The sequence below is a fragment of the Streptomyces argenteolus genome (assembly GCF_042902585.1).
Taxonomy (GTDB): Bacteria; Actinomycetota; Actinomycetes; order Streptomycetales; family Streptomycetaceae; genus Streptomyces; species Streptomyces argenteolus.
On record NZ_JBIBEG010000002.1, the window covers coordinates 223,604 to 249,695 of the forward strand.

General features: G+C 72.5%; 22 protein-coding genes and 1 tRNA gene. 13 read left to right on the forward strand and 10 right to left on the reverse strand.

The window, feature by feature from the left end; translation table 11 throughout:
* Positions 1 to 348 precede the first annotated feature (348 nt).
* Positions 349 to 1,590: a M6 family metalloprotease domain-containing protein gene (locus tag ACFY8O_RS07670; RefSeq protein WP_387899891.1), complete on the forward strand. Its 1,242-nt coding sequence runs from the start codon at positions 349 to 351 to the stop codon at positions 1,588 to 1,590.
* A gap of 61 nt (positions 1,591 to 1,651) precedes the next feature.
* Here ACFY8O_RS07670 and ACFY8O_RS07675 read toward each other — a convergent pair.
* From ACFY8O_RS07675 to ACFY8O_RS07705, 7 genes are all read right to left on the reverse strand, one after another.
* Positions 1,652 to 1,725 (reverse strand) — tRNA-Lys (locus ACFY8O_RS07675).
* Entirely contained in the window at positions 1,716 to 2,417 is a 702-nt protein-coding gene (locus ACFY8O_RS07680) for a bifunctional DNA primase/polymerase (RefSeq protein WP_387899893.1), read from the reverse strand. The genes ACFY8O_RS07675 and ACFY8O_RS07680 overlap by 10 nt, the downstream gene beginning before the upstream one ends.
* Positions 2,418 to 2,645: 228 nt before the next feature.
* Entirely contained in the window at positions 2,646 to 2,987 is a 342-nt protein-coding gene (locus tag ACFY8O_RS07685; protein WP_145801351.1) for a hypothetical protein, read from the reverse strand.
* A 73-nt stretch (positions 2,988 to 3,060) separates the two neighbouring features.
* Positions 3,061 to 4,395 carry an AAA domain-containing protein gene (locus ACFY8O_RS07690; protein ID WP_387899895.1) on the reverse strand — a complete coding sequence of 445 codons (1,335 nt, stop codon included), beginning with the start codon at positions 4,393 to 4,395 and terminating at the stop codon, positions 3,061 to 3,063.
* Positions 4,392 to 6,014, reverse strand: a complete 1,623-nt coding sequence (locus ACFY8O_RS07695) for a hypothetical protein (RefSeq protein ID WP_387899897.1) — start codon at positions 6,012 to 6,014, stop codon at positions 4,392 to 4,394. The genes ACFY8O_RS07690 and ACFY8O_RS07695 overlap by 4 nt, the downstream gene beginning before the upstream one ends.
* Positions 6,005 to 7,189, reverse strand: a complete 1,185-nt coding sequence (locus tag ACFY8O_RS07700) for a hypothetical protein (RefSeq protein ID WP_387899899.1) — start codon at positions 7,187 to 7,189, stop codon at positions 6,005 to 6,007. Before ACFY8O_RS07700 ends, ACFY8O_RS07695 begins: the two co-directional genes overlap by 10 nt.
* On the reverse strand, positions 7,086 to 8,033 hold the full coding sequence (locus ACFY8O_RS07705) for a phosphatase PAP2 family protein (RefSeq protein ID WP_387899901.1): 948 nt from the start codon (positions 8,031 to 8,033) through the stop codon (positions 7,086 to 7,088). The genes ACFY8O_RS07700 and ACFY8O_RS07705 overlap by 104 nt, the downstream gene beginning before the upstream one ends.
* 314 nt (positions 8,034 to 8,347) lie before the next feature.
* Between ACFY8O_RS07705 and ACFY8O_RS07710 the strand changes: the two genes are divergently transcribed.
* The gene (locus ACFY8O_RS07710; RefSeq protein ID WP_145801357.1) at positions 8,348 to 8,944 is read left to right on the forward strand and encodes a histidine phosphatase family protein; all 597 of its coding nucleotides are present in this window, start codon (positions 8,348 to 8,350) and stop codon (positions 8,942 to 8,944) included.
* A 300-nt stretch (positions 8,945 to 9,244) separates the two neighbouring features.
* On the opposite strand, the gene ACFY8O_RS07715 is transcribed toward ACFY8O_RS07710, so the two are convergent.
* A complete protein-coding gene (locus tag ACFY8O_RS07715) occupies positions 9,245 to 10,600 on the reverse strand; it encodes a tetratricopeptide repeat protein (RefSeq protein WP_145801358.1) in 1,356 nt (451 codons plus the stop codon).
* Between the two features lie 250 nt (positions 10,601 to 10,850).
* On the opposite strand from ACFY8O_RS07715, the gene ACFY8O_RS07720 reads away from it, so the two are divergent.
* Both ACFY8O_RS07720 and ACFY8O_RS07725 read left to right on the forward strand, forming a co-directional pair.
* Entirely contained in the window at positions 10,851 to 11,213 is a 363-nt protein-coding gene (locus ACFY8O_RS07720) for a hypothetical protein (protein WP_387899904.1), read from the forward strand.
* A gap of 87 nt (positions 11,214 to 11,300) precedes the next feature.
* Complete coding sequence (locus tag ACFY8O_RS07725; RefSeq protein WP_387899905.1) at positions 11,301 to 12,188, forward strand: spermidine synthase; 888 nt, start codon at positions 11,301 to 11,303, stop codon at positions 12,186 to 12,188.
* A 93-nt stretch (positions 12,189 to 12,281) separates the two neighbouring features.
* Here the strand turns inward: ACFY8O_RS07725 and ACFY8O_RS07730 are convergent, their stop codons facing one another.
* A complete protein-coding gene (locus tag ACFY8O_RS07730) occupies positions 12,282 to 12,839 on the reverse strand; it encodes a hypothetical protein (protein ID WP_387899907.1) in 558 nt (185 codons plus the stop codon).
* A gap of 78 nt (positions 12,840 to 12,917) precedes the next feature.
* Between ACFY8O_RS07730 and ACFY8O_RS07735 the strand changes: the two genes are divergently transcribed.
* The 9 genes from ACFY8O_RS07735 (at position 12,918) to ACFY8O_RS07775 (ending at position 24,735) form a co-directional block, all read left to right on the forward strand.
* Positions 12,918 to 13,628, forward strand: a complete 711-nt coding sequence (locus ACFY8O_RS07735) for a response regulator transcription factor (RefSeq protein WP_387899909.1) — start codon at positions 12,918 to 12,920, stop codon at positions 13,626 to 13,628.
* Positions 13,625 to 15,085: a sensor histidine kinase gene (locus ACFY8O_RS07740; protein WP_387899911.1), complete on the forward strand. Its 1,461-nt coding sequence runs from the start codon at positions 13,625 to 13,627 to the stop codon at positions 15,083 to 15,085. The genes ACFY8O_RS07735 and ACFY8O_RS07740 overlap by 4 nt, the downstream gene beginning before the upstream one ends.
* A 133-nt stretch (positions 15,086 to 15,218) precedes the next feature.
* Positions 15,219 to 16,682 carry a cellulose binding domain-containing protein gene (locus ACFY8O_RS07745; protein ID WP_387899913.1) on the forward strand — a complete coding sequence of 488 codons (1,464 nt, stop codon included), beginning with the start codon at positions 15,219 to 15,221 and terminating at the stop codon, positions 16,680 to 16,682.
* 699 nt (positions 16,683 to 17,381) lie between these two features.
* The gene (locus ACFY8O_RS07750; RefSeq protein ID WP_387899915.1) at positions 17,382 to 18,704 is read left to right on the forward strand and encodes an ABC transporter substrate-binding protein; all 1,323 of its coding nucleotides are present in this window, start codon (positions 17,382 to 17,384) and stop codon (positions 18,702 to 18,704) included.
* Between the two features lie 170 nt (positions 18,705 to 18,874).
* Positions 18,875 to 19,873 (forward strand): carbohydrate ABC transporter permease, encoded by a 999-nt coding sequence (locus ACFY8O_RS07755; protein WP_145801367.1) that lies wholly within the window; start codon positions 18,875 to 18,877, stop codon positions 19,871 to 19,873.
* Positions 19,874 to 19,888: 15 nt separating this feature from the next.
* Entirely contained in the window at positions 19,889 to 20,812 is a 924-nt protein-coding gene (locus ACFY8O_RS07760; RefSeq protein ID WP_145801368.1) for a carbohydrate ABC transporter permease, read from the forward strand.
* Positions 20,813 to 21,005: 193 nt separating this feature from the next.
* Complete coding sequence (locus tag ACFY8O_RS07765; RefSeq protein ID WP_387899918.1) at positions 21,006 to 22,463, forward strand: GH1 family beta-glucosidase; 1,458 nt, start codon at positions 21,006 to 21,008, stop codon at positions 22,461 to 22,463.
* 219 nt (positions 22,464 to 22,682) lie between these two features.
* Positions 22,683 to 23,729: a LacI family DNA-binding transcriptional regulator gene (locus ACFY8O_RS07770; protein WP_145801370.1), complete on the forward strand. Its 1,047-nt coding sequence runs from the start codon at positions 22,683 to 22,685 to the stop codon at positions 23,727 to 23,729.
* 343 nt (positions 23,730 to 24,072) lie between these two features.
* Positions 24,073 to 24,735, forward strand: a complete 663-nt coding sequence (locus ACFY8O_RS07775) for an HAD family hydrolase (RefSeq protein ID WP_387899920.1) — start codon at positions 24,073 to 24,075, stop codon at positions 24,733 to 24,735.
* Here the strand turns inward: ACFY8O_RS07775 and ACFY8O_RS07780 are convergent.
* Positions 24,716 to 25,939, reverse strand: coding sequence for a transcriptional regulator (locus ACFY8O_RS07780; protein WP_387899922.1), 1,224 nt, complete (start codon positions 25,937 to 25,939; stop codon positions 24,716 to 24,718). The genes ACFY8O_RS07775 and ACFY8O_RS07780 overlap by 20 nt on opposite strands.
* Between the last annotated feature and the right edge of the window lie 153 nt (positions 25,940 to 26,092).

The window sequence follows — 26,092 nt, forward strand, 5'->3', positions numbered from 1 at the left end:
TGGAGCGAAACGCCGTGCCAGAGGCGGGAACCACGCAGGAAAGCGAGGTGAAGCATAGAGGGTCGCGTACCGGCCGTTCCAGCGCGGCCGTCGTTTCGTGGCTGCGGCACGCGCATGGCCCACGCCTGTCCAGCGCCTGACATCGTTATGCACTTTGCTCAGACATGATCGCTTATGTGTTGAATTGCTTTCTTCCGATGTTCGGGTGATTGGTTGTGACTGCCTGTGAGGGACACGGGTGGGCGCTGAGTCGCCCTGCTGACCCGTGTGGGGCAGCACAACAGGGCATGCGCCCACGAATCGGCACAGGGTGAACGAGATGTCCCGCGTCGCCACCCGGAGGTAGATGTGCCGCGTCAGCACGGACCCGGGGGAGTGGAGAGGCCGAGTCTGCGCGGGGTGGCGGCTGCCCTCACGTCCCTCCTGGCGCTCGCCGCCACCGGACTCGTCGCCGGGCCCGCGGCGGCGGCGACCCGTGACGCGGGACCGTGCGCCCTGCCGAGGACGGGGGCGCACCACTCGCTCGGCCTCGACAGCTGGAACCACGCCTACCCCCGCCCCGACCGCAGCCTCGACGCGGTCATGGTCTTCCTCTCGTTCCCCGACTCCGACCCCGTCGTGCCGCCCGAGATGCTCGCCGCCGACTACTTCCCCTCGACCTCCCGCTTCTTCCACCGCGCCTCGTACGGCACGTTCACCCTGCGCGCCCACCCGCAGAAGCGGTGGACCCGCATGCCGCGCCCCTCCACCTGGTACGGCATAGAGCGGGACTGGGGATCGAAGCAGCGCAGCGCCTATCTGCGGGACGCGATCGAGGCGGCCGACGAGCAGGTCGACTTCTCGGAGTACGACATCGTCTACCTCGTCGCCGACCCGGACGCACCGGGCGTGGACTCCGACGCCACGAAGGTCGTCAACTTCGACCGTCCGCTGCGCGCCGACGGTACGGACATCAGGCGCGTGGTCACGGTGTTCGAGGACCATCCGCCGGACCGGAACGTCCTCGCGCACGAGACAGGACACGTCTTCGACCTGGCCGACCTGTATCACCGGCCGGCGGACGGCAAGGGCGACTGGGACACCTATGTCGGCGACTGGGACGTGATGGGCAGCCAGTTCGGGCTGTCCCCGGACCTGTTCGGCTGGCACAAGTGGAAGCTCGGCTGGCTGGGCGGCCAGGAGATCGTGTGCGTGCAGGGCGCCGCCGACCTCACCCTGGAGCCCATGGCGGAGGTGCCCGTGCAGGGCGCCTCCCTCGGGACCCGGCTCGCGGTCATCAGGACCGGCATCGACAGCGCCCTGGCCGTCGAGGCCCGCAGCGCGGTCGGCAACGACCGGACGACGTGCACCGAGGGTGTGCTCATCTACCGCATCCGTAACGCGACACCGTCCGGCGGCGGCCCCGTCGAGGTGCTGGACACCCACCCCGACTCCGACGCCTGCTGGGACCGCTCGGTCTACCCGCCCCTCGCGGACGCGCCGCTGAGGGAGGGCGAGCGCTACACGGTCCCGGGGGAGCGGGTCCGTATCGACGTCGCCGACCGGACGCGGTCAGGAGCCTGGACGGTCAGGATCACCACGGGGACCTGAGCGGAACCGGCGTGCGCACGAAGAAGCCCCCTCGCGTGAGCGAGGGGGCTTCTCCCGTCTGTGCGCCGCCAGGGACTCGAACCCCGGACCCGCTGATTAAGAGTCAGCTGCTCTAACCAACTGAGCTAGCGGCGCCTGCTGACGTCGTAGACATTAGCACCCGGATCGGCGGGAGGAAAAATCGAATTCCCCGTGACCGAAGGGGCCGCCGACCTGCCCACCCGGACGCAGGCCCAGAGCAGTACGTCGGGGCCCGGCAGCCAGGGGTCGCGGGTGTCCGGGGCGACCACCCAGCGGGGCCCGCCGGAGCCGGCGCCGCCGGTCAGCGGGGGGACGGTGACCGCGTCCCCGGCGCCGTGGCACAGCACCGGGGGCGGGCAGCCCCGGCCCGTCCGGGGGCGGTCGGCGGGGCCCGCACCCCACTCCTCCCAGGCCAGCAGGGAAGGCAGCCGCTGGGCGGTGCCGGGGGCGGCGAACAGCAGCATCCTGCCCCGGTGCGTGGCGACGGGGCCCGAGCCGGGGCCCTCGGCCCAGAGCCGCTCCAGCATGCGCCTGCCGAAGAGGGCGGGGACGTTCACGACGTCGAAGGAGGAACCGCACGGCAGGACGCCGGGGGAACCCGGACGGGCCTCCCACTGCGAGAGCGTGCTGCGCGGACTGGGCGAGGCACCGGCCAGCCAGGCGGCGCCGGACGCGGTGACGCGGGCCGCCCTGTCCTCGGCCGCGCGGCTGTCGGCGCGGTCCCGCAGCAGGGTGAAGATGTCGACACCGTGGCGCGGGGCGGCACCGGTTCTCAGGGTCGTTTCGTCATTCAGCCATGCGCTCATGTCGTCATGTCTACCGGGCGTGACGCTCCTGTTCCCGAGAGTTGCGAAACGCCTGACAGGAGGAGACGTGAGCGGTATCTTGCCCGCCGGGCATATGCCACGGGTGTACCCGGAGTGACCGGAGCGCCGGGCGCCACCCGGCCGGTCACGGCGCCGGGGGCCGCCCGGACCCGGGGCCGGTCACGGGCGGGCCGGGCCGAGGACGCGGGAGCCGGCGGGCGCGGGGGCTCAGGGGGCGGGATCGCTCAGCAGGGACCGGCCGAACTCGATCATCTTCTTGGCGTAGTCCTCGGTCCACTCCGCGCGCGCGGCTATGTCCGCGGGCGTCAGGCGGTCGAAGCGGCGCGGATCGGCGAGCTGTGCGGCGGCCACGGCCTGGAACTCCACGGCCCGGTCGGTCGCCGCCCTGAAGGCGAGCGTCAGCTCCGTCGCGCGGGCCAGCAGCTCCTTCGGGTCCTCCATCGACTCCAGGTCGAAGAAGTGCTCCGGATCGGCTGCCGCCTCCGACGGCTCGAAGAGCAGAGGCGCGGGACGCAGCCTCTGCCGCTCGTCCCGCTCGGGTTGTGCCATGTGGTGTTCCCTCCTCGTACGGCCGGACGGCCACCTTCCATTGTCCAGCCCGGCGCAAGAGCGCTGCCCAGGATCAGGGCGCCCAATGCACGCGGTGCTCGGCGAGATGCGCCAGGACCGCGTGATTGGCCTCCCAGCCGTCGGGGAACTTCACGGTCACGCCCAGCTGGACCGGTTCCGTCGACGGATGCTCGTCCAGCAGGTCCGCCACCCCCGCACGGCAGACCACGACGCACGCGTGCCGGTGCCGGGAGGCCAGCACGCACAGGCGGCCCGTCTCCAGGTGGAAGGCCGTGGCGTCCGGGCGGCCCGACAGCGGGTGCAGCACCACGGTCACGTCGAACTCACGGCCCTGGAGCCGGTTCGCCGTGTCCACCGCCACGCCGGTCACGCCCAGCTCCGCCAGCGCCGCCCGCACGGCGGCGGCCTGGTCGCGATGGGCCGTGCCGACCGCGACCCGCTCCGCCGTCACCGGGACCGGGCCGGGGGACCGCTCGCTCGTCGCGGCGCCGCCCCGGTCCAGCAGCCTGCGGACGACCAGGGCCACCGCCCGCACCGCCTCGGGGTCCGTACGCGGGGTATGACGCGCGGGGAGCTCCAGCAGTCCCCAGCCGGACTCCGCCGCCTCGTCCAGCACCCGGTCCGGGCCTGAGCCGTCCGACGGCACGCCGAACGACAGCCGCCGGTCGCCGTGGTCCGTACCGCTGCGGAACGGGGTGTACGGGTAGAACGCGTCCGAGACCAGCGGCGCCGCCGAGGCGGGCAGCCGCCACGACACCGGCAGCCGGTGCTGCGGCAGCTCCGGGTTGTGCGCCAGCAGCGTGGAGACCGCACTCGCCGACGGGTCGTACGACAGCCCCGCCCACTGGTCGGCGCCCACGATCGAGAACGGGTCCAGCTGCCCGGGGTCCCCCACGAACAACGCCCGCTCGAACAGCCCGGCCACGGCGAGCAGGGCGTCCGACCGCATCTGGTACGCCTCGTCGACGATCGCGTGCCCCCACGGCTCCACGTTCTTCACGTGCGCCCACTTCGCCGCCGTGGAGATGACGATGTCCAGGCCCGCCAGATCGGCGGCCTTCGCCGACTTCCGTACGTTCTCCAGGTCGTCCAGCGCCTTGTCGTACGGATCGGAGTCGCTGCTGTGCAGCCGCCCCACCGGCAGCCCCGGTTCCTTCTCCGCGAGCCGCACCACCAGGTCGTCCACCTGGGCATTGGTCTGCGCGACCACCATCAGCGGACGGCCCGCCGCGGCCAGCTCCAGCGCGGCCCGCACCACCAGCGTCGACTTGCCCGCGCCCGGCGGGGAGTCCACCACGATGCCGCGCGCGCTGCCGCGCAGGGTGTCGCCGAGGATCGCGTCGGTCGCCCGGGCCGCCGCGGCGCCCGGATCGAGAACGGCTGTCACAGGAGGTCCTCCGCGGTCACTGCGTCCGGCTGCTCGGCGGGTCCGCCACCCGCCCCCGGCGGGCCGCCGTGGGTCCACGGGGTGTTCTCCGGGTCAGGCAGCTTCGGACCGCCCCGCTGATCGTGCTCGAACAGGGTCCAGGCGATACGGTCGCCCCGCTCGGGAACCGAACCGGGCGCGGGCTCCTTGCCCCGCCCCATCCGGTCCGTGACCCGCAGCACCAGGCCGACCGTGCCGTCGTCCGGGTCCTCGGAGGCGTACGCCACGAACTCGGCCGTCTGTGATCTGACTGGGTCACCGTCCAGGGAGCGGTACACCTTGGTCCGCTCACCGAGATGCGGGCGCTCGGAGGTGCGCACCGTGACCAGGGGGCGCGGGGAGGGCCGCTTCGACTCGCTGTACGCCATCTCCACGTCCGTCACCTCCCCGACGAACGCCTCGCCGGCCAGCCGCCTGCCCGCCATCACCAGCGGATCGTCGAGCGCCTCCTGGGCCTCCAGCTGCGCCTGGGCCGTCTCCCGGGAGGCCAGCTTCTGCGCGGCGGTGACCGCGTCGTCCCGGCGCGGCTGCGGCGGCTCCCCCGCCCGCACCCGGTCCCGGTGGCCGGTGAAGGACCAGCGGTCCCTGGTCCACCGGTCCTCTGCCCTGGCCCCCTCCGGCAGTTCCCGCAGGAGGTCCAGCCCTCGCCACACCGCGTCCCAGGTGGGCAGCAGCACCCCCGCGAGGAGCGACCTGATCGCGCGCTCGGCGTCGCTCTGCTCACCGAGCCGGGCGTCGAAGTCGAGGCCGTCCTCCGCGGCGGCCAGCGCCGTGCGCGCGCGGTCGAACCGCTCGATCGCCGGCGCGAGCAGCTTGTTGTCGAAGGCCGGGTCCGTCGCCGGCCCCGCCGGAGGGCAGACCAGCTGACCCGCACGGTCCCGCTCCAGCTCCGCCCGGAGCGCCGCCTCGGCGCCGGACCCGCCGTCCGGCGGGTCCACCCACGCGAGCAGCGCTCCGAGGTGCTGGTCCTCCAGGCTGCTCTGCCCCGTCGCCCAGTGGCGGTTCAGCAGATCCGTCGTGGCGAGCAGCAGCGACGAGCCCGGCACCCGGGCCCGCTCCCCGTAGTGCGTCAGCCACCGTCCCAGCAGCGGCACCCGGGCAGGCGCCGGATACGGAGTGTCCGGATCGTCCTCCACGGTGCGCCGGAACCGCATGGACCGCCCCAGCAGCCGGACGAACTCGACGCCGGCCCGGCTGGGCACGATCAGCTGGGCCGCGTCCGTGCACAGCTCGACCTCGACGTCCACCTTCTTGCCGGTCTCCGGGTCCGTCTCCTTGCGGGCGGCGGGCTCGACCACATCGGCGTACGACTCGATGTGCGGCAGCACCGCCTCCGCCAGCTCGGCCAGGAAGGCGAACCGCAGATCGCGGTCGCGCGGCTGGGAGACCGACAGCAGCCGGGGCGCCTCACGGTCCGTGCCCACCAGCGCGCCGAGCGGGGCGCCCGCCTCACCGGCGGTGGTGAGGGGCACCAGGACGAGCGGCCGGTCCGTCAGATGCCGGTGACGGACGGTCGCCAGCGGCTGGGCCCGCCCGCTGTCCACCGCCTCCAGCCGGGCCAGGGTGCTGATCAGTGACATGGAACCCCGCCGCTCACGCTCTCCAGGGCCTCGGCCCGCAGCGCCGCCGCCCTGCGCAGCGCGGCCACCGTCGGGTCCGCGGGATCGCCCTCCTTGCCCGCCGCGGCGGCCAGCACCCCGGCGACCGTGGTCAGGCCCCCGAGCTCACCCCGCACGCTGCGGCCCAGTGCCTCCACCGCGCCCTCGGCGCGGGCCTTGGCCCGGCAGTGGAAGGCCAGCTCGCAGGCCGCGAGGCACTCCGGGGCGTACGCCGCGGGGACGGCCTCGACGGCGGTGCCGAGGTCCTCGGCCGAGCAGCCCGGATCGAAGGTGGTGCCCTCGGGCAGGGCCGCCGCGATGTCCTCGACGCGGGTCAGCCTCGTCAGCTGCCGCCGGGTGACGGCGCGCTGTTTGCGTACGTCCACGACCGAGGCGGTCGGGAGGTTGGAGAAGTCCTTGGGGCAGACCAGCAGCACCCGGTGTCCCACCTCGGCGCCCTCGGTCATCGCGGCGATCCGCTCCAGCGCCAGGACGTAGACAGCGGACTGCCGGGCCGCGGCACCCACCTTCGCGGCGTCCGCGGAGTTGTCGATCATGGGGAAGGACTTGATCTCGACGACCGTCCAGGTGCCGTCGGGGTGCACCACCACGGCGTCCGGCTCCAGGTAGGCGGGGGAGCCCGCCACCTCCAGGGCCAGCATCGGATGGTCGAGGAGCGCCCAGCCGCCCGCCGCCGTGGCCTCGCGCAGCGCCAGCGCCGTGCGTGCGGCACGGCCCTCGGGGCCCGCCGCCGTCAGATCGGGGACCGTGGCCCCGGCCGGTGGCTCCGCCCCGCCGCCGAGCCGCTCGAACAGCAGGCGCAGCAGCTCCGTACCGCCGTCGGCCTTGACCTTCGCCTCGAAGGCGTTGCCCCGGATGAACGCGAACTGCGACTGGCCGAAAGCGGCGGGTGAACCGAGCGCGGTGGCCAGAACGGCCTTGTCGACGCCCGCGCCGTCGAGCAGGGCCCGGCGCTTGCACCCCGGGTTCGCGGCGAGAGCGGCCAGGGCCCGCGCGTCGAGCGGATGCGGCGCGACGGACGGACCGCGCAGCTCAGCGAGCCGCTGCCGTAGCGTCGTCGCTGGCTTCGGCGGCGGAGCCGGTGCCCGCGTCGCTGGAATCTGCGGAGGGGGTCCGCTGGCCGGGGATTCGCTCACCCGCCGAAGTCTTGCATCCGGCACCGACAATCGTGGACCTCACGGGGGTGACCGTTACCGGAACCGGGACGAACGCCGCCCTCACCCGATCCTTGACGCGGTCCGCGAGACGCATGAACGGCCTGGTCAGGAGCGCGCCCACGGCCATCACCCCGGCGCCGGCCACGGCGTCGAGGAAATAGTGGTTGGCGGTGCCCATGACGACGAGCACGGTGACCAGCGGATAGGCGACCCCCAGCGCCCTGACGAGCGGATGCCGGGCGTGGCGCCACAGCAGGACGCCGCACCACACGGCCCAGCCGACGTGCAGGCTCGGCATCGCCGCGTACTGGTTGGTCATCCCGCTGAGGCCGCGGGGGGCGCTCGCGCCGGCGCCCCACCAGCCGTAGGCGCTGTACTGGGCCATCGTGTCGACGAAACCGTGGTGGGCGTCGAGCAGCCGCGGCGGGCAGGTCGGCATCAGGGTGAAGCCGACGAGCCCGAGGAGTGTGGAGGTCATCAGCCAGGTGCGGGCCGCCCGGTAGGCGGCGGTTCGGCGCCGGAACATCCAGACCAGCACGGCGGGGGTCACCACGTAGTGCAGGGAGGCGTAGGCGAAGTCGGCGGGTATCCCCAGCGAGGGGTGGGCGGTCAGCAGCCGGTTGAGAGGGTGCTCGGCGTTGATGTGCAGTGCCTGTTCCAGGCGGAGTATCGCGAGGCCGTTGTGCACGGCCGCGGGTATGTCCTCCCGGACCAGCAGCCGGCCCATCGAGTAGAGCCCGTACACCACCGCGATCAGCGGGAGCTCCGTCCACCAGCGGGGCCGGTGACCGGAGGACCGGGTCGCGGCGGTGGCGTGCGTCATCCGGTAGCTCTCCCCATGTCATGCGGCCGTCGGCCGGCGTTCAACCGTACGGCGGTCGTATGCCGTGTCTTTTTTTCCCACGTACGCCCCCGCGGACGTCCCTGGTCATGCGCTGAGAGGGACGCCGGTGCCGCCCCGCAGGTTGCCCGTGGAGTGGGTGGTAGATGATGGAGTCGGGGTCTTTGCCCGCACCGGTTCCCAGCCGGCTGCCCGTGCTCACCGCCCCGTCGCCGTCCCGGACACCGCTGTCCCGGACCCACCAGATCCTAGGGTCCCCCGATCACCGGATCTCAGTATTTTCAGGGAGAGCCGTCATGGCACCGCGAATCCTGCTCGCCCGGCACGGCCAGACACAGTGGTCCGTCCAGGGCAATCACACCGGCAGGACCGACATCCCCCTCCTCGACGCCGGACGCGAGGGCGCCAAGCTGCTCGGTGAGCGGCTGCACCGTGAGCCCTGGGGCGGGCTGCCCGGGGTCGAGGTGCGCACCAGCCCGCTCGTCCGGGCTTCCGAGACCTGCGCGATCGCGGGCTTCGGCGACCGGGCCCAGCCCTGGGACGCGCTGATGGAGTTCGACTACGGCGACTACGAGGGGCTGACCCCGGCGCAGATCAAGGCGGACCGGCCGGACTGGCTCATCTGGCGTGACGGGGTGCCGGGCGGCGAGACACTGGCGGAGCTCTCCGCCCGGGCGGACGAGGTCGTCGCGTGGGCGCGCTCGGCCGACCGGGACGTGCTGGTCTTCGCGCACGGGCACATCCTGCGCGCGCTCGCTGCGCGGTGGCTGGGCGAGGACGTGTCCTTCGCCGCGCGGATCCGTCTGGAGCCGACCTCGCTGTCGGTGCTGGGCTGGGCATACGGACTTCCTGCCCTGGAACGCTGGAACGACACGGGCCACCTCGACCGCTGACCCGGCGGCGCCTGTCCGGAGGCCGCTCCCGAGCGGGTGGCCGGACCCTTCGCCCGGAGGACCGTGGCCTCCCGGCCCGCCTTCTCCGACCTGTCCGGGCGGCTCACCGGGTCCGCCCGGCCCGCCTCTCCCGACGCGCCCGGACGGCCGTCCGGCTCAGCGGCCGACCGGTCGGACAGCCCGCCCGCCCGGTCCGTCCCGCCCGTGCTGACGGCCACACCCGGTCCGGATCCTTCGCCCGCCCTGACGGCGAGCGCCCTCCCTCCGCCCGCGTGCAGGGCACGGGCGCGGCCCAGGTCCTCAGGGCAGGGGCGGGAGCTCCTCGTAGCGTGCCAGGAGCGCCGACACCTCGGGCCCGCCTCGCGGCCGGAGCGCCCGCACGGCGCTCGCCAGCATCCCCCTGATCCGGGAGGACTGGACCCGGTCCAGCAGGTCCAGCACCTGCTGGCCCGCCGTCGCCGCCTCGTCGGCCGCCCCCGCCCTGGCCAGGTCACCCGCCAGCTGCGCCCGGTAGAGCGCGAGGTTCCGGGTGAAGTGGGGGTCCTGCAACCGGGTCGCCCGGCGCCCGTGCAGCGCGGCCCGCGGCCAGTCACCCAGCGCCGACCAGCACTGCGCCTCCAGCAGCTCCAGCTCCGCCTCCCGGAAGAAGGACATCCACTCGGGGTCCGCGTCGCTCGCCCCGCGCTCGAACGACGCGCGGGCCCGCCCGATCGCCTGCTCGCAGCCCGAACGGTCCCCGAGCCAGGCCCGGCCGCCCGCCTCCCGCAACGCCAGCAGGGCCAGCAGCCGGGGCGAGCCGAGGGGCCCGGCCACCCGCTGCCCGGCCTCCGCGGCGCGGACGGCCTCGCGGGCCCGGCCGGTGTCACGGGCCAGGAACGACGCGTTGCAGAAGGCGTGCGCCTCCAGTGCGGCGTCCCCGGCCAGCCGCGCCGTCGCCAGGGCCTCCGCGTAATGGGAGCGCGCGTCCTGCGTGCGCCCCGAGTCGTGGGCCAGCCAGCCCACCGAGATCGCCAGCTCCCCGGCGCCCGCGTGCAGCCGGTCGGCCGTGCTGCGACGCGTCGTGGTCCCGCTGTCGAGCAGGGCGTACGCCGCCCGGAGCGGCTGGGACGCCCGCCGGTAGAGCCCGTCCGCACCGTGCCGGTCGTCCAGCAGCCGGATCTGGCGCACGGCCTTCTCGACGGCGCTCACCTCTGCCTCGCCGACGCGGCGCTGGACGGGCACGGCGAGCGGGCCCGCGGCGGCGGGCCTGCTGCCCAGGCCCAGGGACGCGGCTGCCACCGTGGTGGTGCCGCTGGTCATGAACACGCGACGCAGCACGTCGCTCTCCTCGTCGATGTCGCACTCGAGCGTGGGGGGTGTGGTGGGAAGGGACAGGGGTGTCCTGCGGGCCCCCCGTCCGCGCACGCTCTCGCGGGAGGAGAAGCCCAGGTCCTCCAGGCTCGCGCCCGGAAACATGTGCAGGAACACCCGTTCGTACGCGTAGTTGGGGCAGCGGATCTCCCCGGACTCCACGCGCCCGATGTACCGGGCGTCGCACGCGACCTGTTCGCCGATCTCGCGGGCGGCCCTGCGGACCGCCGCCGCGAACTCCCCGGCGGAACGCCGGCCGCGCAGCCGCCGGAAGGCGAGGTTGGGAACTGCCCGTGTCGACACCATGGCGGGGCCCTCTCTGGTGCAGCCGGGCTCCTGCTTCCGGTGTCCCGGCGGAGCAAGAACGTACCGGCTGTGACGGGGCACACAGGCAGCGTTTAGCAATAAAGCGGACATCTCGCCCTTGATCCGCCATGAACTGCCACCCTTTGCGGCGGCGTGCCGCCGTAGCCCTTGACGCCGTCGGCGCGTTGGTCCATGTGGAGACGGGGCGTGGTCCCGTCTCGAGACGAGAGGAGGGGTTCCCTTGCCTCACATGGGTCCGGAAACCACACCGTGCGACCTGGTGACCGTCCCGGCGCGTCAGGGCCTGGAAGCCGTCGACATCCTGCGCAGGGGCGCGGACAACGAGGCCGTCGGGCCGGTCCTGCACGATGGCGCCTGCGCCGTCCTCGGTTTCCTCGTGCCCCCCGGCACGGCCGCGGCCTGGGACGTACCCGGCAGCGCCTGTACGGAGACGGACGGCCGGGGGTTCCGTGTCCCCGCCGAGCCGCCCGTCGTCGGCGGCGGCTGGCTCCTGCCACCCGCCGCGGAGGCCACCGTCACCGACCCGGCCGTCCTGCGGGCCGCCCTCGACCAGGCCGCCCGGCTCATCGAGGCCGCCGACAACTGCCGCTGAGGCCATAATGGCGGGGTGGGCGGATCTCCCGCCCTCGTCGGTTCTTCCAGGCAGCCGGCCCGAACCGGTGAGCGAGGACGAGCACGCGTGGCACGTCGAGGTGCGGCACAGGGAGCGGGCGACCGCAGACGCTCCGAGCGCCGGCAGGAGACCGTCTCCGCGACGGTGGACGGCGGCCTCGCCGAGCTGGTGCCCGACCGCGAACACCCGCGCGGCTGGACCCTCCTCATCGACGGCGCCCCGCAGTCCCATGTGGACCTGGACGATCCCTCGTACCTCTCGTTCGAGTACCAGCGCAGACTGGGTCACGTCATCGATCTCGCCGCGCCCCCCGGCCGGCCCCTCCAGGTGGTCCATCTCGGCGGCGGCGCCTTCACGCTCGCCCGGTACGTGGCGGCGAGCCGGCCCCGCTCCACCCAGCAGGTCGTCGAGATCGACGCGGCCCTCGTGCAGTTCGTGCGCAGGGAGCTCCCGCTGGACCCGCAGGCCCGGATACGGGTCCGCTCGGTGGACGCCCGTGCCGGACTCGCCAAGGTCCCCGACGGCTGGGCGGATCTCGTCGTCGCCGACGTCTTCAGCGGCGCCCGTACCCCCGCGCACCTGACGTCCGCCGAATTCCTCGCCGAGGTACGCAGGGCGCTCAGGCCCGGCGGGCAGTACGCCGCCAACCTCGCGGACGGGCCGCCGCTCGCCCATCTGCGCGGCCAGATCGCCACGGCCGCCTCGCTCTTCCCCGAACTCGCCCTGGCCGCCGACCCGACGGTCTGGCGCGGACGGCGGTTCGGCAACGCCGTCCTGGTCGCCTCGGACCTGCCGCTCGCCGTCGCCGAGCTGACCCGGAGGGTCGCGAGCGACCCGCACCCCGGCCGCGTCGAACACGGCCGCGCGCTGGCCGACTTCACGGGCGGCGCGGCCGTCGTCACCGACGCGGGCGCCAAGGCGTCCCCGGCGCCGCCACCCGGCACGTTTCCCTAGGGAACCCGCGTCACTGATCGACGACGTCGACCAGCGGCGGGTGCCCGTTCCAGGTGGCGCCGCCACCCGGCACGTTCCCCTAGGGAACCCGCGTCACTGATCGACGACGTCGACCAGCGGCGGGTGCCCGTTCCAGGTGCAGAAGACGGAGACCGTCGCACCCGCCCCGTCGCTGAAGTCCACGCGGATCCACTCGGGGTTCGTCCACACCTGCATCGACCAGCCCTGCGCGGGCGTCGCCGAGACGAGCTTCGCCGCGTCGTCCGCCAGCTCCAGGACCACCCGGCCGCCACGCGTCGGATAGCTCTTCACCGCGCCCGAGGCCGAGGAGGGAGGCCTCGGCTCCGCGTCACCGCCGCCCTTCGGAGAGGGGGAGGGCGACCGGGGCGACACCGGCGCGCCGCGCGAGGGGGCGGCGCTGCTCGGCGAGGGGGAGGGGGAAGGCGAGCGCGAGGGCAGCGCGCGGTGCGTGGAGGACGACACCGGCTCGTTCGTGGCCTGCCCGTCCCGCGCCCCCACCGAGATCGGCACGGCGAGCGGAGGGTCGTACGCCGTACCCGACATGACGGTGTGCACGCCCCACCACGACAGCGTGACCGCCGCGCCGGTGGCGAGCGACCACGCGATCACGTGTACGAGTCCTCGTTGCATCGGGCACATCCTGCACCACCCGCCCACGCCCTGTCCTGGAGGGGACCGTGTTCCTCCGGATGGGCTACGGTGCGGCGCATGCCTAGTGTGCTCGTGGTCGAGGACGACCAGTTCGTACGTTCCGCCCTCATCCGGCACCTGACCGAGGCCTCCCACACGGTACGGAGCGTCGGCACCGCGCTGGAAGCGCTGCGCGAGGTCGCGCACTTCCGTTTCGACGTCGTCATCCTCGACCTCGGGCTGCCCGACCTCGACGGCGGCGAGGCCCTGAAGATGCTGCGGTCCATCACCGACGTACCCGTGATCATCGCGACCGCGCGGGACGACGAGGCCGAGGTGGTCAGGCTGCTCAACGACGGGGCCGACGACTACCTGACCAAGCCGTTCTCGGTGGAGCACCTCTCCGCCCGCATGGCAGCCGTCCTGCGCCGCACCCGGGGGCCCGGTGCCCAGGCCCCGCCCCCGCGCGTCCTCCAGGTCGGCGGGCTCTCCATCGACCCGCTGCGCCGGCAGGCCGAACTGGACGGCGCCGCGCTGGACCTGACCCGCCGTGAGTTCGATCTGCTGGCCTTCCTCGCGAGCCGCCCCGGCGTCGTCGTCCCGCGCCGTGAGCTGCTGGCCGAGGTCTGGCAGCAGGCATACGGCGACGACCAGACCATCGACGTCCACCTCTCGTGGCTGCGCCGCAAGCTCGGCGAGACGGCCGCCAGGCCGCGCTACCTGCACACCCTGCGCGGGGTGGGCGTCAAGCTCGAACCCCCGGCTCCGGCGGCCGGCCGGCCCGCATGAGATGGGCCCTGGTCAAGGTCTGCCTGGCCGTCACCGCCATGGTCGTGATCGCGTTCGCCGTACCCCTCGGGCTGGTCATCGAGGAGATGGCCCGCGACCGGGCCTTCTCCGACGCCGAGCGGCAGGCCGCCACCATCGGCCCCACGCTCACCATCACCACCGACCGCGAGGAACTGACCCGCGCCGTCCTGTCCACCGAGCCCGGCGGCCGTGGGCGCCTCGCGGTGCACGTCCCCGCCCCCGGACAGGGCGGCTCCCGGCTGGAGATCGGCACCCGGCGCGCCACCAGGGCGGACCTGGAGACCGTACGGAGGTCGGGGCGCGCCGCCGTCGCGGAGGTCCGGGGCGGCTCCGCGCTGCTCCAGCCCACGGCGCTCGGCTCCGGGGGGATCGCCGTCGTCGAGGTGTTCGTGCCCGAGGACGAGGTGTCCAACGGCGTCGGCACCGCCTGGCTGGTGCTCGCGGGAGTGGGCGTCGCGCTCGTCGTCGGCTCGGTGGCGGTCGCCGACCGGCTGGGGGTACGGATGGTGGAGCCCGCCCAGCGGCTCGCGGGCGCCGCCCTCGACCTCGGCGAGGGCCGGCTGGGGACCAGGGTCCCCGAGGAAGGGCCCACCGAACTGCGTTCCGCGGCGGTCGCCTTCAACTCCATGGCCGACCAGGTGGTCCAGCTCCTCGCCAACGAACGCGAGCTGGCCGCCGACCTGTCGCACCGCCTGCGGACCCCGCTGACCGTGCTCCGCCTCAACGCCGCCTCGCTGGGCGAGGGTCCGGCCGCCGAGCAGACCAGGGCCGCCGTCGAACAGCTGGAGCACGAGGTCGACACGATCATCCGCACGGCACGGGAGCAGCGCCCCCAGACCCAGGGGCCGGCGGGCGCCGGAGCCGGGTGCGACGCGTCCGAGGTCATCCGGGAGCGGATGGGGTTCTGGTCGGCGCTCGCCGAGGACGAGGGCCGCACGGTGCGCCTCGCGGGGGTGGACCGGGCGGTACGCATCCCGGTGGCCCGGCCCGAACTGGCCGCCGCCCTCGACGCGTTGCTCGGCAACGTCTTCCGGCACACCCCGGAGGGCACCGCGTTCGCCGTGGACGTGCACCACAGCGGCGACGCCGTCATCGTGCTGGTGTCGGACGCCGGCCCCGGCATACCCGATCCGGCATCCGCCCTGGCCCGGGGCGCCAGCGGGCGCGCCGGTGTGAAGGGCGGGGTGGGGTCGACCGGCCTCGGCCTCGACATCGTGCGCAGGGTCGCCGAATCCACCGGCGGGGACCTGCGGATCGGGCGTTCGGTGCTCGGCGGCACGGAGGTCCGCATCTGGATAGGGCTCGACGGCGGTGCGGCCGACCGGGCGCGCCGGGGGCACCGCGTGGGGCGCCGCAACGGCAAGCGGGGACCACGGGGAGTGAGGAGCCGGAACGCAGCGTTCCGAGGTGGCCCGGCGGGCGGCCCTCACCTTTAACCGGCGCCGATGCCCTCCTTAAGCCCACCTCAAGAACGCCAACTCCGGTCCCATGAATCCCTTTTGCCTGGTTCGGGGCGGCTAGCGTGCTGACGCGGACCCCACCCCCCAGCAGGACAGAGGCAGGCACGCGATGGTCTCCAGTACGCATCGCCGCACGACGAGCACCCGCACGAAGGCGGTCGGCGCCCTCGTCGCCGCGGCGGTCGTCGGTGGCACGGTCTTCGCCCTCACCGGCACGGCCCAGGCCGCGGCGGTCGGCGCCGCCTACACCAGGACCAGCGGCTGGACCGGCGGTTACACCGGCCAGTACGTCGTCACGAACGACACCGCGAGCGTGCAGTCGGGCTGGACCCTCGAATTCGACCTGCCCGCAGGCACGAGGATCGACTCCCTCTGGAACGGCGAGCACACCGTCAGCGGCGATCACGTCACCGTGAAACCCGCGAGCTGGAACGCGGACATCGCCCCCGGCGCCTCCGTGACCGTCGGCTTCGTCACCGCGTCCACCGGCACGGCCGCCGACCCGGAGAGCTGTCGCATCAACGACGCCGCGTGCTCCGCCGAGGGCGGCACGACGCCGGAGCCCGGCGGACGCCCGACCGAGACGCCCACGCAGGCACCCACCGGCGAGCCCACCGTCACGCCCACGGCCGATCCGGAACCGACCGCCGAACCGTCGCGGACGCCCGGTGGCACGCCCGGCGGGGCCGGATTCTCCCCGTACGTCGACACCTCCCTCCACCCGGCGTACGACCTCCTGGACACCGCGTCCAGGACGGGCGTCAAGGAGTTCACCCTCGCCTTCATCACCTCGGGGGGCGGCTGCGCCCCGCTGTGGGGCGGGGTTACGGGGCTCGGGGACGACCGGGTGGCCTCGCAGATCCCCGCGCTGCGCGCCCGGGGCGGCGACGTCCGGGTCTCCTTCGGCGGCGCGGCGGGCGCGGAACTGGCGCTGCACTGCTCCTCGGCGTCGGAGCTGGCCGCGGCGTACGAGAAGGTCATCGACGCCTACGGACTGACGAAGGTGGACTTCGACGTCGAAGGCGGCGCGCTGCCCGACACCGCCGCCAACTCGCGCCGCTCGCAGGCCATCGCCCAGCTCCAGAGGGCGCACCCCGGTCTGGACGTCTCCTTCACGCTGCCGGTGATGCCCGAGGGCCTGACCCAGCCGGGCGTGGACCTGATCGCGGACGCGAAGAAGAACGGCGTCGCGATCGACGCGGTCAACATCATGGCGATGGACTACGGCGCGGCCTACGGCGGCGACATGGGCGACTACGCCGCCCAGGCGGCCACCGCCACCCAGGCGCAGCTCAAGGGCGTGCTCGGGCTCTCGGACGCGGCGGCATGGAAGACCGTGGCGGTCACCCCGATGATCGGCGTGAACGACGTCGCCACCGAGATCTTCACCGTCGAGGACGCCGCCCAACTGGTCCGCTTCGCCGAGGAGAAGGGCATCGGCCGCCTGGCGATGTGGTCGGGCACGCGGGACGCGCAGTGCGCCGGTGGCGCGAAGCCGGCCGCGGACCCGACGTGCAGCTCGATCCTCCAGGAACCTCTGGCCTTCACCAAGGCGTTCGGCGCCTTCGGGTAGTCACGCCCCCTGACCACACCTCGACCCGCGCGCCCCGGCCGGCCCCACACCCCCCACATCCGGCCGGGGCGCGCGCCCCTTTCGGCCGGCCGCCCCGGCGTGTGCGGCGGGCTCACCCGGGGCCGGCCGGAGCCGGACCCAAGGGCTCGCACCCGGCACAAGCGGAACCGCTCCGTGATGCAACGGAGTTCGGGGAAAGAACACGCGAAGACCTCGTGACCCCCCAGTGCGCCCCCGCACGGCCTCGCCCCGTTCATTTTCCGGCGGGCCTGTCGGCCGGACCGCGGCCGGCGCCACCCTTTCGGAATCGGCGTGGACATACCCGCCGTGACGCGGCCGTTTCGGTGCCCGATCGGGGACATTCGCCGTCCAACACGCCCTGACCTGCGGAGATTCGGGCGGTAGAGCGTGACCCATGCAGGACCCTGGAGTTCACGCAAGCCCTCTGCCGGACACGTTCGCGTGACTTGCAGGACACGCTCGGGCAACGGAAGCGTCTTCAAGTCTTGACACCCACCCCCTTGAGGCAGCAATCTTCCGGCAACAGCGCATGGGAGCGCTCCCATATCGGACGAGGATTTTTCGCTCGTGCGGGGACGGCACGGCCCATGTCTTCTCCGTACGACCGGCACCCGCACCCACCGCGCGTCTGCCGAGCACATCGAACGCCAGTCCCACCCTGGAACAAGGAGTAGTGGAATGCGCATCACCCGCACCGTCGCAGGTCGAAGCCGCAGAACCGCCGTCATAGCCACCACGGGCCTCACGGCCGCCGCCCTGCTGCTGACCGGCTGCAGCGACTCGGGAGACGACTCCGAGGGGGCTGACGCGAACGGGAACATCACCCTGACCGTGGCCGACTTCGGCCAGTTCGGCTACAAGGAGGCGGGGCTCTTCGAGAAGTACCACGAGCTCCACCCGAACATCACGGTCAAGGAAAACGTCACGGCCGACGAGAAGGTCTACTACCCCAAGTTCCTCCAGCAGCTCAACACGGGCAGCGGCCTGGCCGACGTGCAGGGCATCGAGGTCGGCCGTGTGAAGGAGCTCGTCGACACCAAGGCGGACGCCTTCGCCGACCTCTCCAAGGTCATCGACACCGACCAGTGGGTGAACTGGAAGGCGCTTCAGGCGACCACCGACGACGGCAAGGTCATCGGCGCCGGCACCGACATCGGCCCGATGTCGATCTGTTACCGCCGCGACCTCTTCGAGCAGGCCGGGCTGCCGAGCGACCGCACCGAGGTCGCCGCGAAGCTCGCCGGCGGCTGGGAGGACTACCTCGCGCTCGGTGAGGAGTACAAGAAGAAGGCCCCCAAGGGCACCTTCTTCATGGACTCCGCCAGTGCCATGTACAACGGCGTCGTGAGCTCCGACTCGGAGCAGTACTACGCCAAGGACGGCAAGCCGATGTACAAGGAGAGCGCCGGCGTCAAGGCGGGCTGGAAGCTCGCCACCGAGGCGGTCGACAAGAAGCTGACCCAGGGCCTCGCCCAGTTCAGCCCGCCGTGGCAGGCCGCCCTGCGCAAGGGCACCATGGCCACCGTCTCCTGCCCCGCGTGGATGGCCGCGCAGATCGCCACCTACTCCGGTGACGAGTTCAAGGGCAAGTGGGACATCGCCCGCACCCCGGGTGACACCGCGGCCAACTGGGGCGGTTCGTTCCTCTCCGTGCCCGCCAAGGGCAAGCACGTCAAGGAGGCCGGTGAGCTCGTCAAGTGGCTGACCGCCCCCGAGCAGCAGGCCGCCGTCTTCAAGGCCGCCGGTCTCTTCCCGTCGAACAAGGGCGCCTACGAGCTCGCCGACGTGAAGTCCGCGAAGCTCGAGTACTTCAACAACGCCCCGATCGGTGAGATCTACGCCGAAGAGGCCCAGGTCATCCCCGCGGCCGTGCTCGGCCCGAAGGACGGCGTCATCAAGGACACCATCTCCACCCAGATCAACAACATGGAGCAGCGCGGCACCGACCCGGACACCGCCTGGAAGGCGGCCACCGACGCGATCGACAAGGTGATCGGCTGATCCTCGCCGGTGCGGGCGGCCGGGACGTCTTCCACGCGTCCCGGCCGGCCCGCACCGGTGCCGGTTCCCCCATCGGCACCGCGCACCTTCTCCGACACCTCCGCCGGACCTGATCAGAGGTCCGGCCTGCCCCTGCGGTGTCGGCACACCCCAGGGAAGGACTCCCACCTGTGGCAACCACGACCCCCACGAGGGACGCGCAGGGCACCCGGCCCAGCCGCCGCGCCCCGAAGCCCATGTCCCCGAGCCGTCAGGCCTGGCGCAGCCGGCTGTGGCGCTTCGACGACAAGGCATCGCCGTACGCGTACATCGCGCCCTTCTTCCTCGTCTTCGGGGCCTTCGGGCTCTACCCGCTGATCTACACCGGCTGGATAGCGCTCCACCGGGTGGAGATGACCAGCCTCGACCAGATGGAATGGGTCGGCTGGGACAACTTCAGCAACATCCTCCAGGACTCGGAGTTCTGGACCGCGGTCAGCAACACCTTCGTCATCGGTGTCATCTCGACCGTGCCGCAGCTGATGATCGCGCTGGGCCTGGCCCACCTGCTGAACTACAAGCTGCGTGCCAGCACCTTCTGGCGCACCGTGATCCTGACGCCGTACGCCACCTCGGTCGCCTCCGCGGCCCTCGTCTTCGCCCTGGTGTTCCGCGCCGACGGCGGCCTGCTGAACTGGGTCCTCGGCTTCTTCGGCGCCGGTGACACGAACTGGGTCAACGGCCACTGGACCTCCAAGATCGCCATCGCCGTCATCGTGATCTGGCGCTGGACGGGTTACAACACGCTGATCTACCTCGCCGCGATGCAGGCGGTCCCCTCGGACCTCTACGAGGCGGCCTCGCTCGACGGAGCCTCGCGCTGGCAGCAGTTCCGCAACGTCACGATCCCCGCGCTCCGGCCGACGATCCTCTTCACGATCGTCATCTCGACCATCGGCTCCATGCAGCTGTTCGGCGAGCCCCTCCTGCTCGAAGGCGGCGCCAACGGAGCGCAGGGCGGCACCGAGCACCAGTACGAGACGCTCAGCATCTACCTCTACAACTACGGCTGGAATCTCGGGCACCTCGGTCCGGCCGCCGCAGTCGCCTGGGCCATGCTCGTCCTGCTGCTGCTCATTGCCGCGATCAACTGGATCATCGGGCGCTTCGGGCGCAAGACCGCGGCCTGACGGGGAGCGATACACATGACCACCACCAGCACCGTCACCGCGCCGGATCACCGCCGCGTCGCGAAGGCGCCGGTCCGGGGCGAGTCCCCGCGCCGCCGCCGCTTCAAGCCCGGAGCCGGACGGCAGCACCACGCCGGCCCGTTCGCCTACATCGCCCTCGCCGTCGTCGGCCTCGGCTCGCTGTTCCCGCTGTACTGGACGCTCGTCGCCGCGTCCCGCACCCAGGACGAGGTGCTCGACACCTCTCCGCCGCTCATTCCGGGCGGCAACCTGTTCAACAACCTCGAGGCGGCCTGGGAGCAGGCCAACCTCGGCAAGGCCATCGTCAACACGGTGATCGTGTCCGCGAGCATCACCCTGGCGACGCTGTTCTTCTGCACCCTGGCCGGCTACGCCTTCGCCAAGATGCGCTTCAAGGGGCGCGGTGTGCTGATGACCATGGTCATCGCGACACTGACGATCCCCCCGCAGCTCAGCGTCGTACCGCTGTTCATGATGATGTCCGACATCGGATGGGGCGGTCAGCTGGAGTCGGTGATCTTCCCGACCCTCGTGAGCGCGTTCGGTGTGTTCTTCATGCGCCAGTACCTCCTGGAGGCCCTGCCGTACGAGCTCATCGAGGCGGGCAGGATGGACGGGGCGAACAACCTCCGCATCGTCTGGAGCATCGTGCTCCCCGTGGCCCGACCGGCCATGATGGTGCTCGGTATGCTCACCTTCGTCCAGGCATGGAACGACTTCTTCTGGCCGTACCTCGCGTTGAACCAGCAGGACCCCACGCTCCAGGTGGCCCTCGGCCAGCTGAGCGCGTCCTACGTGCCCGACCAGAGCATCGTCATGGCGGGCGCGCTGATCAGCACCCTGCCGCTGCTCGTCGTCTTCGTGATCTTCGGGAAGCAGATCGTCGGGGGCATCATGTCCGGTGCCGTCAAGGGCTGACCCCGCCCTCCTGGCGCACCGCCCGGTCCGACCCCGGGTACGCCGTTCCTCTCCCGGTCCGGCCCCGGGTACGTCGTTCCTCCGGTACGGCCCCCGGCCGTCCCGTACGGCCTGTACCTGACCGCAGGCCGTACGGGGCCGGGGCCCCCGCTCTTCCCGTCCCTGTCCCTCCACCCCATGGGAGCGCTCCCGCATGACTGCCGTACGACCCGACACCACCCCGAAGCAGGCCACCGAGGCACAGTTCCCCACGGGCTTCATCTGGGGAGCGGCGACCGCCTCCTACCAGGTCGAGGGCGCCGCCGCCGAGGACGGCCGCACGCCGTCCATCTGGGACACCTTCAGCCGTACCCCCGGCAAGGTCCGCAACGGTGACACCGGCGACATCGCCGCCGACCACTACCACCGCTACCGCGACGACGTCGCGCTCATGAAGCAGCTCGGGCTGAAGGCCTACCGCTTCTCCGTCTCCTGGTCCCGGGTCCAGCCCACCGGCCGCGGCCCGGCCGTCGAACGCGGCCTGGACTTCTACCGCAAGCTCGTCGACGAGCTGCTCGACGCCGGCATCATGCCCGTCGCCACCCTCTACCACTGGGACCTTCCCCAGGAGCTGGAGGACGCGGGCGGCTGGCCCGAGCGCGTGACCGCCGACCGCTTCGCCGACTACGCCGCGATCGTCTCCGGCGCGCTCGGCGACCGCGTCGGCATGTGGACCACCCTCAACGAGCCGTGGTGCTCGGCCTATCTCGGTTACGGCTCCGGCGTGCACGCGCCCGGCCGCACCGAGCCCGCAGCGGCGCTGCAGGCGGCCCATCACCTCAACCTCGCCCATGGCCGGGCGATCGAGGTTCTGCGCGCCCAACTCCCCGCTGCTGCGCAGACCTCGGTCACCCTCAATCTCCACCAGGTCCGCCCGCTCACCGACAGCGTGGCCGACGCGGACGCCGCGCGGCGCATCGACGCCGTCGGCAACCGCGTCTTCACCGGCCCGATGCTGCGCGGGGAGTACCCCGAGGACCTGATCACCGACACCTCGCACCTGGTGGACTGGTCGAAGCTGGTCAGGGACGGCGACCTCGCCACCATCTCCCGCCCCGTCGACGCGCTCGGCATCAACTACTACACGCCGACGCTGGTCTCCAACCCCGTCGAGGGCGCGACCTACGCGCGCAGCGACGCCCACGGCGCCAGCGCGCACTCCCCGTGGCCCGGCTCCGAGCACGTCGCCTTCCACCTCGCCGAGGGGAAGGAACGCACCGCGATGGACTGGTCGATCGACCCCAACGGGCTCTACAGCCTGCTCATGGACGTCACCCGCGACCACCCCGGTCTGCCCCTCATGGTCACGGAGAACGGCGCGGCCTTCGACGACTACGTCTCGCCCGAGGGCAAGGTCGAGGACCCGGAGCGCATCGCGTACCTGCACGGTCATCTCGACGCCGTACAGCGGGCCGTGGCCGACGGCGCGGACGTCCGGGGCTACTTCCTGTGGTCCCTGATGGACAACTTCGAGTGGGCGTACGGCTATTCGAAGCGTTTCGGCGCGGTCTACGTCGACTACGCCTCCCAGCGGCGCATCCCCAAGGCGAGCGCCCACTGGTACTCCGACGTGATCCGCCGCCACGCACTGCCCCCGGTCGGCACCGTCTGACCTGACCAGCCCCCACAGCGGGACCCGGCATGGAGCCGGGTCCCGCTTTCTGCGTCCTCTTACGTAATCGTCATACTGACCCCGTAGGCTTGGGAGCGCTCCCAAGAGATGTGGCGCTGCGGAGGGACCGCTCGGTCCGAGTAAGTGTCAAGGGATCGGAGAGCGGGACTTGGTTTGCCCAACCCGCTGTGAGAAATTGACCGCGAACGGGAGGCAGCCATGGCGGCAGCGCGAGTACGGAGTGGCGGGCGGCCCACGCTCGAAGAGGTAGCGGCCAGGGCCGGAGTGGGGCGGGGCACGGCCTCCCGCGTCATCAACGGCTCGCCCCGGGTCAGCGCACAGACCCGGGAGGCGGTCGAGGCGGCCGTCGCGGAGCTGGGGTACGTACCCAACCGGGCGGCCCGCGCGCTCGCGGGGAACCGGACGGACGCCATCGCCCTCGTCGTGCCCGAGTCCGAGACCCGGTTCTTCGCCGAACCGTACTTCTCCGACATCGTGCGGGGCGTCGGGGCGGCGCTCGCCGACACGGAGATGCAGCTGCTGCTGACCCTCGCGGGCAACGACCGCGAGCGCCGCCGGCTGGCCCAGTACCTGACCGCCCACCGCGTCGACGGGGTGCTCCTGGTCTCCGTCCACGCCGACGACCCGCTCCCCGATCTCCTCGAACAGCTGGGCATGCCCTCCGTGATCAGCGGTCGCAGGCACGCCGCGGAGACGCTGGCCTCCGTCGACTCCGACAACTTCGAGGGTGCGCGCGCCGCCGTCGACCACTTCATATCGCGAGGGCGCCGCACCATCGCGACGATCACCGGCCGTCTGGACGTGTACGGCGCGCAGCGCCGCCTAGACGGATACCGCAAGGCCGTCGCGGCGGCCGGACTCGACCCCGACGAACGGCTGATCGCCCCGGCCGACTTCAGCGAGGAGGGCGGCGCCCGCGCCATGCGCGAGCTGCTGGAGCGCCGTCCGGACGTGGACGCGGTCTTCGCGGCCTCCGACGTGATGGCCGCCGGTGCCCGCCAGGTGCTGCGCGAGTCGGGCCGGCGCATCCCGGACGACGTCGCCCTGATCGGCTTCGACGACTCGGCCGTGGCCCGTCACATGGACCCGCCCCTGACGAGCGTGCGCCAGCCGATCGAGGAGATGGGCCGCACGATGACGCGCGTGCTGCTCCAGGAGATCGCCAACCACGCCTCGGGCGACGACACCCAGGAGCGCCCGAGGATCGTGCTGCCGACGGAGCTGGTGGTGCGGGAGTCGTCCTGAGGCGGATGTGCGGATGGTTTGCCGCGCCTGCGATCGCCCAGTCGGAGCCCCGGGGAGCCCGCGGGGCCGGGGAGGCGTCGCCGAGGACGCCCGCTGAGGCACGCTCTCCCGCCCTCGGGAAGGGGGTGGGCCCTGCCGCGTCGGGGGATAGCGCGGCAGGACCCGTACGGTCCTCTGCCCGGCGATGCGCGGTCCATGCGGTACGGACCCCGGTGTGACGGCCGCCACGCTCCTTGTGGGCGGGCGTGCGGGGGCGTGAAGAAGGCCCGGTCCGCGTGTCCCGGAGCGGGCCTGGAGCAGAGCGCGCTTTCGTGCGTCCACGACTCACCTCTACGATCGCCGCATGATTCGTGCTGTGGTGTTCGACGTGGGCGAGTGTCTGGTGGACGAGACCCGGGAGTACGGCACCTGGGCCGACTGGCTGCAGGTACCGCGGCACACGTTCGCCGCGATGTTCGGCGCAGTCATCGCCCAGGGACGCGACTACCGGGAGACCTTCCAGGCGTTCCGGCCCGGGTTCGATCTGTATGCCGAGCGCGAGGCGCGTGCCGCAGCCGGGCGGCCGGAGACATTCGGCGAGGAGGACCTCTACCCCGAGGTGCGTGACTCTCTGAAGGCTCTGCGCGCGGACGGGCTCTGGCTCGGCATCGCAGGCAATCAGACCGTGCGCGCGGGCACGATCCTGCGGGAGCTCTTCACGCAGGACGTGGACCTGATCGGCACGTCCGACGACTGGGGCGCGAGCAAGCCCGATCCATCCTTCTTCCACCGGGTCGCCGAGGTCGTCCCCGCCGAGCCTGGGGAGATCCTGTACGTGGGCGACCGCGTCGACAACGACGTCAGGCCGGCCGTCGAGGCAGGGATGCAGACCGCTCTCGTCCACCGCGGCCCGTGGGCCACGATCCAGTGGGACAGCAAGGAGGCGAGGAGGCTTCCGACCTTCCGGATCGAGAGCCTCCTCGAGCTGTCACCGCTGATCGCCCGGTTCAACGGGCCAGCGCACTGACGGTTGTTGACCATCCGTAGAGCCGCTCGTCCAGGGCGCGCACGCACGGCTCGTGCTGGTGTGGAGCGAGTGCCCGGCGAACGTCACGGATCCGGGCCATGCCGGTGGCGTACCAGGTGCGCTCAAGTTGGTCGAGTGCACTGAGTGCGTGCTCGCATGCCGCCTCGGGTGACCCGGCCGCAGCCTCGACTGCGGCCAGGTCGCCGAGGATCACCGAGCGCTGTTTCTCCTCGTCGGCAGGCAGCGCATCGAGGACCGCGGTCAACGTGGCGCGTGCCTGCGGAAGATGGCCGGTACGGAGCTCGGTGTGGCCACGGAACGCGGCCAGGCGTACGTGGCTGAACCAGTCCAGCCACTCCGGCACCTGATCGTCGCCGCCGGCGAGCAGGTCCTCGGCGTGGCCGATGAGGTGGAGCGCTGTCCGGGTGTTGCCGGCGCGCGTCTCGCACTCGGCCTCTACCGCGTCCAGCCATGCCAGCAGCATGGCGGAAGCTGATCCGCGGCGCGCGTATGTACGGGCGGCGACGAGTCGCTGCACGGCGTCGTCCCGGCGGCCGTCCCATGCCGGGATGAACGCGGTGTGCGCGAGGACTGCAGCACCGAGCAGCTGGTCATCCGCCTCACCCGCGGCCTGTAGGGCGCGCAGCAGGGTGGCGGCTGCGCGCTCCGGTTCCTGCAGATCGAAGAACTCGATCCTGCCCGCGAGCAGCCAGCTCTCCGCGAGAGCCGAGGCCACTGATGCGCGGGTCTGCCCGACGGTCTCCGGAAGAAGGGCGCAGCCGAGGGCGGCGTGGGCCAGGACGGCCGGGTGCAGGGTGGCGGGTGCGACGCTCCAGTACAGGCGCCGGTGCGCGCGGGTCACCGACTCGTAGTCCGTGGCGACGGTGGGGGGTTGCATGGTGGCCGTCGCGTGCGCGGGGACGGCCGCGAGGACGCCGGGCGCGGATGCCCTCTGCGGACGCCGTGGCCCCGGAGCGCTGTCTCGGCCGACGGGGGCGCGGAAACCCAGCGCCTCCATGGTCTGACCGAGCGTGCGGGTGAGGCGTTCCTGCAGGTCGGGGTGCGGCCAGGGCGGGGCCTCCGACTCCCAGCGCCGTACCTGCCGGACACCGACGTCCAGCGCGCTGGCCAGAGCCTGCTGAGAGTTGTACCCGGCGGCCAGGCGGGCCGCCCTCAATCGCGTATTGCCGGCCGGTTGCGACACGCCATACCTCCGTGATGGGCAGTCACGCAAGTGTGACAGCGGGCCCTCATTCAGGCCAGCCATCACCTGTTCGGGTGCGTAAAAGTCCGCATCGCCCGCAGCAAAAGTCCTCTGCAAGCCCTCGTTTCCAGCGTCCTGCGGGGCCAGTCTGTA

Excerpts from the sequence above, each read along its gene's own strand:
- ACFY8O_RS07720 (WP_387899904.1), top strand. The coding sequence starts at position 10,851 with ATGGGTCCGGAAACCACACCGTGCGACCTGGTGACCGTCCCGGCGCGT.
- ACFY8O_RS07710 (WP_145801357.1), top strand. The coding sequence starts at position 8,348 with ATGGCACCGCGAATCCTGCTCGCCCGGCACGGCCAGACACAGTGGTCC.
- ACFY8O_RS07685 (WP_145801351.1), bottom strand. The coding sequence starts at position 2,987 with ATGGCACAACCCGAGCGGGACGAGCGGCAGAGGCTGCGTCCCGCGCCT.
- ACFY8O_RS07735 (WP_387899909.1), top strand. The coding sequence starts at position 12,918 with ATGCCTAGTGTGCTCGTGGTCGAGGACGACCAGTTCGTACGTTCCGCC.
- ACFY8O_RS07770 (WP_145801370.1), top strand. The coding sequence starts at position 22,683 with ATGGCGGCAGCGCGAGTACGGAGTGGCGGGCGGCCCACGCTCGAAGAG.
- ACFY8O_RS07765 (WP_387899918.1), top strand. The coding sequence starts at position 21,006 with ATGACTGCCGTACGACCCGACACCACCCCGAAGCAGGCCACCGAGGCA.
- ACFY8O_RS07715 (WP_145801358.1), bottom strand. The coding sequence starts at position 10,600 with ATGGTGTCGACACGGGCAGTTCCCAACCTCGCCTTCCGGCGGCTGCGC.
- ACFY8O_RS07775 (WP_387899920.1), top strand. The coding sequence starts at position 24,073 with ATGATTCGTGCTGTGGTGTTCGACGTGGGCGAGTGTCTGGTGGACGAG.
- ACFY8O_RS07750 (WP_387899915.1), top strand. The coding sequence starts at position 17,382 with ATGCGCATCACCCGCACCGTCGCAGGTCGAAGCCGCAGAACCGCCGTC.
- ACFY8O_RS07740 (WP_387899911.1), top strand. The coding sequence starts at position 13,625 with ATGAGATGGGCCCTGGTCAAGGTCTGCCTGGCCGTCACCGCCATGGTC.
- ACFY8O_RS07695 (WP_387899897.1), bottom strand. The coding sequence starts at position 6,014 with ATGTCACTGATCAGCACCCTGGCCCGGCTGGAGGCGGTGGACAGCGGG.
- ACFY8O_RS07705 (WP_387899901.1), bottom strand. The coding sequence starts at position 8,033 with ATGACGCACGCCACCGCCGCGACCCGGTCCTCCGGTCACCGGCCCCGC.
- ACFY8O_RS07760 (WP_145801368.1), top strand. The coding sequence starts at position 19,889 with ATGACCACCACCAGCACCGTCACCGCGCCGGATCACCGCCGCGTCGCG.
- ACFY8O_RS07745 (WP_387899913.1), top strand. The coding sequence starts at position 15,219 with ATGGTCTCCAGTACGCATCGCCGCACGACGAGCACCCGCACGAAGGCG.
- ACFY8O_RS07680 (WP_387899893.1), bottom strand. The coding sequence starts at position 2,417 with ATGAGCGCATGGCTGAATGACGAAACGACCCTGAGAACCGGTGCCGCC.
- ACFY8O_RS07730 (WP_387899907.1), bottom strand. The coding sequence starts at position 12,839 with ATGCAACGAGGACTCGTACACGTGATCGCGTGGTCGCTCGCCACCGGC.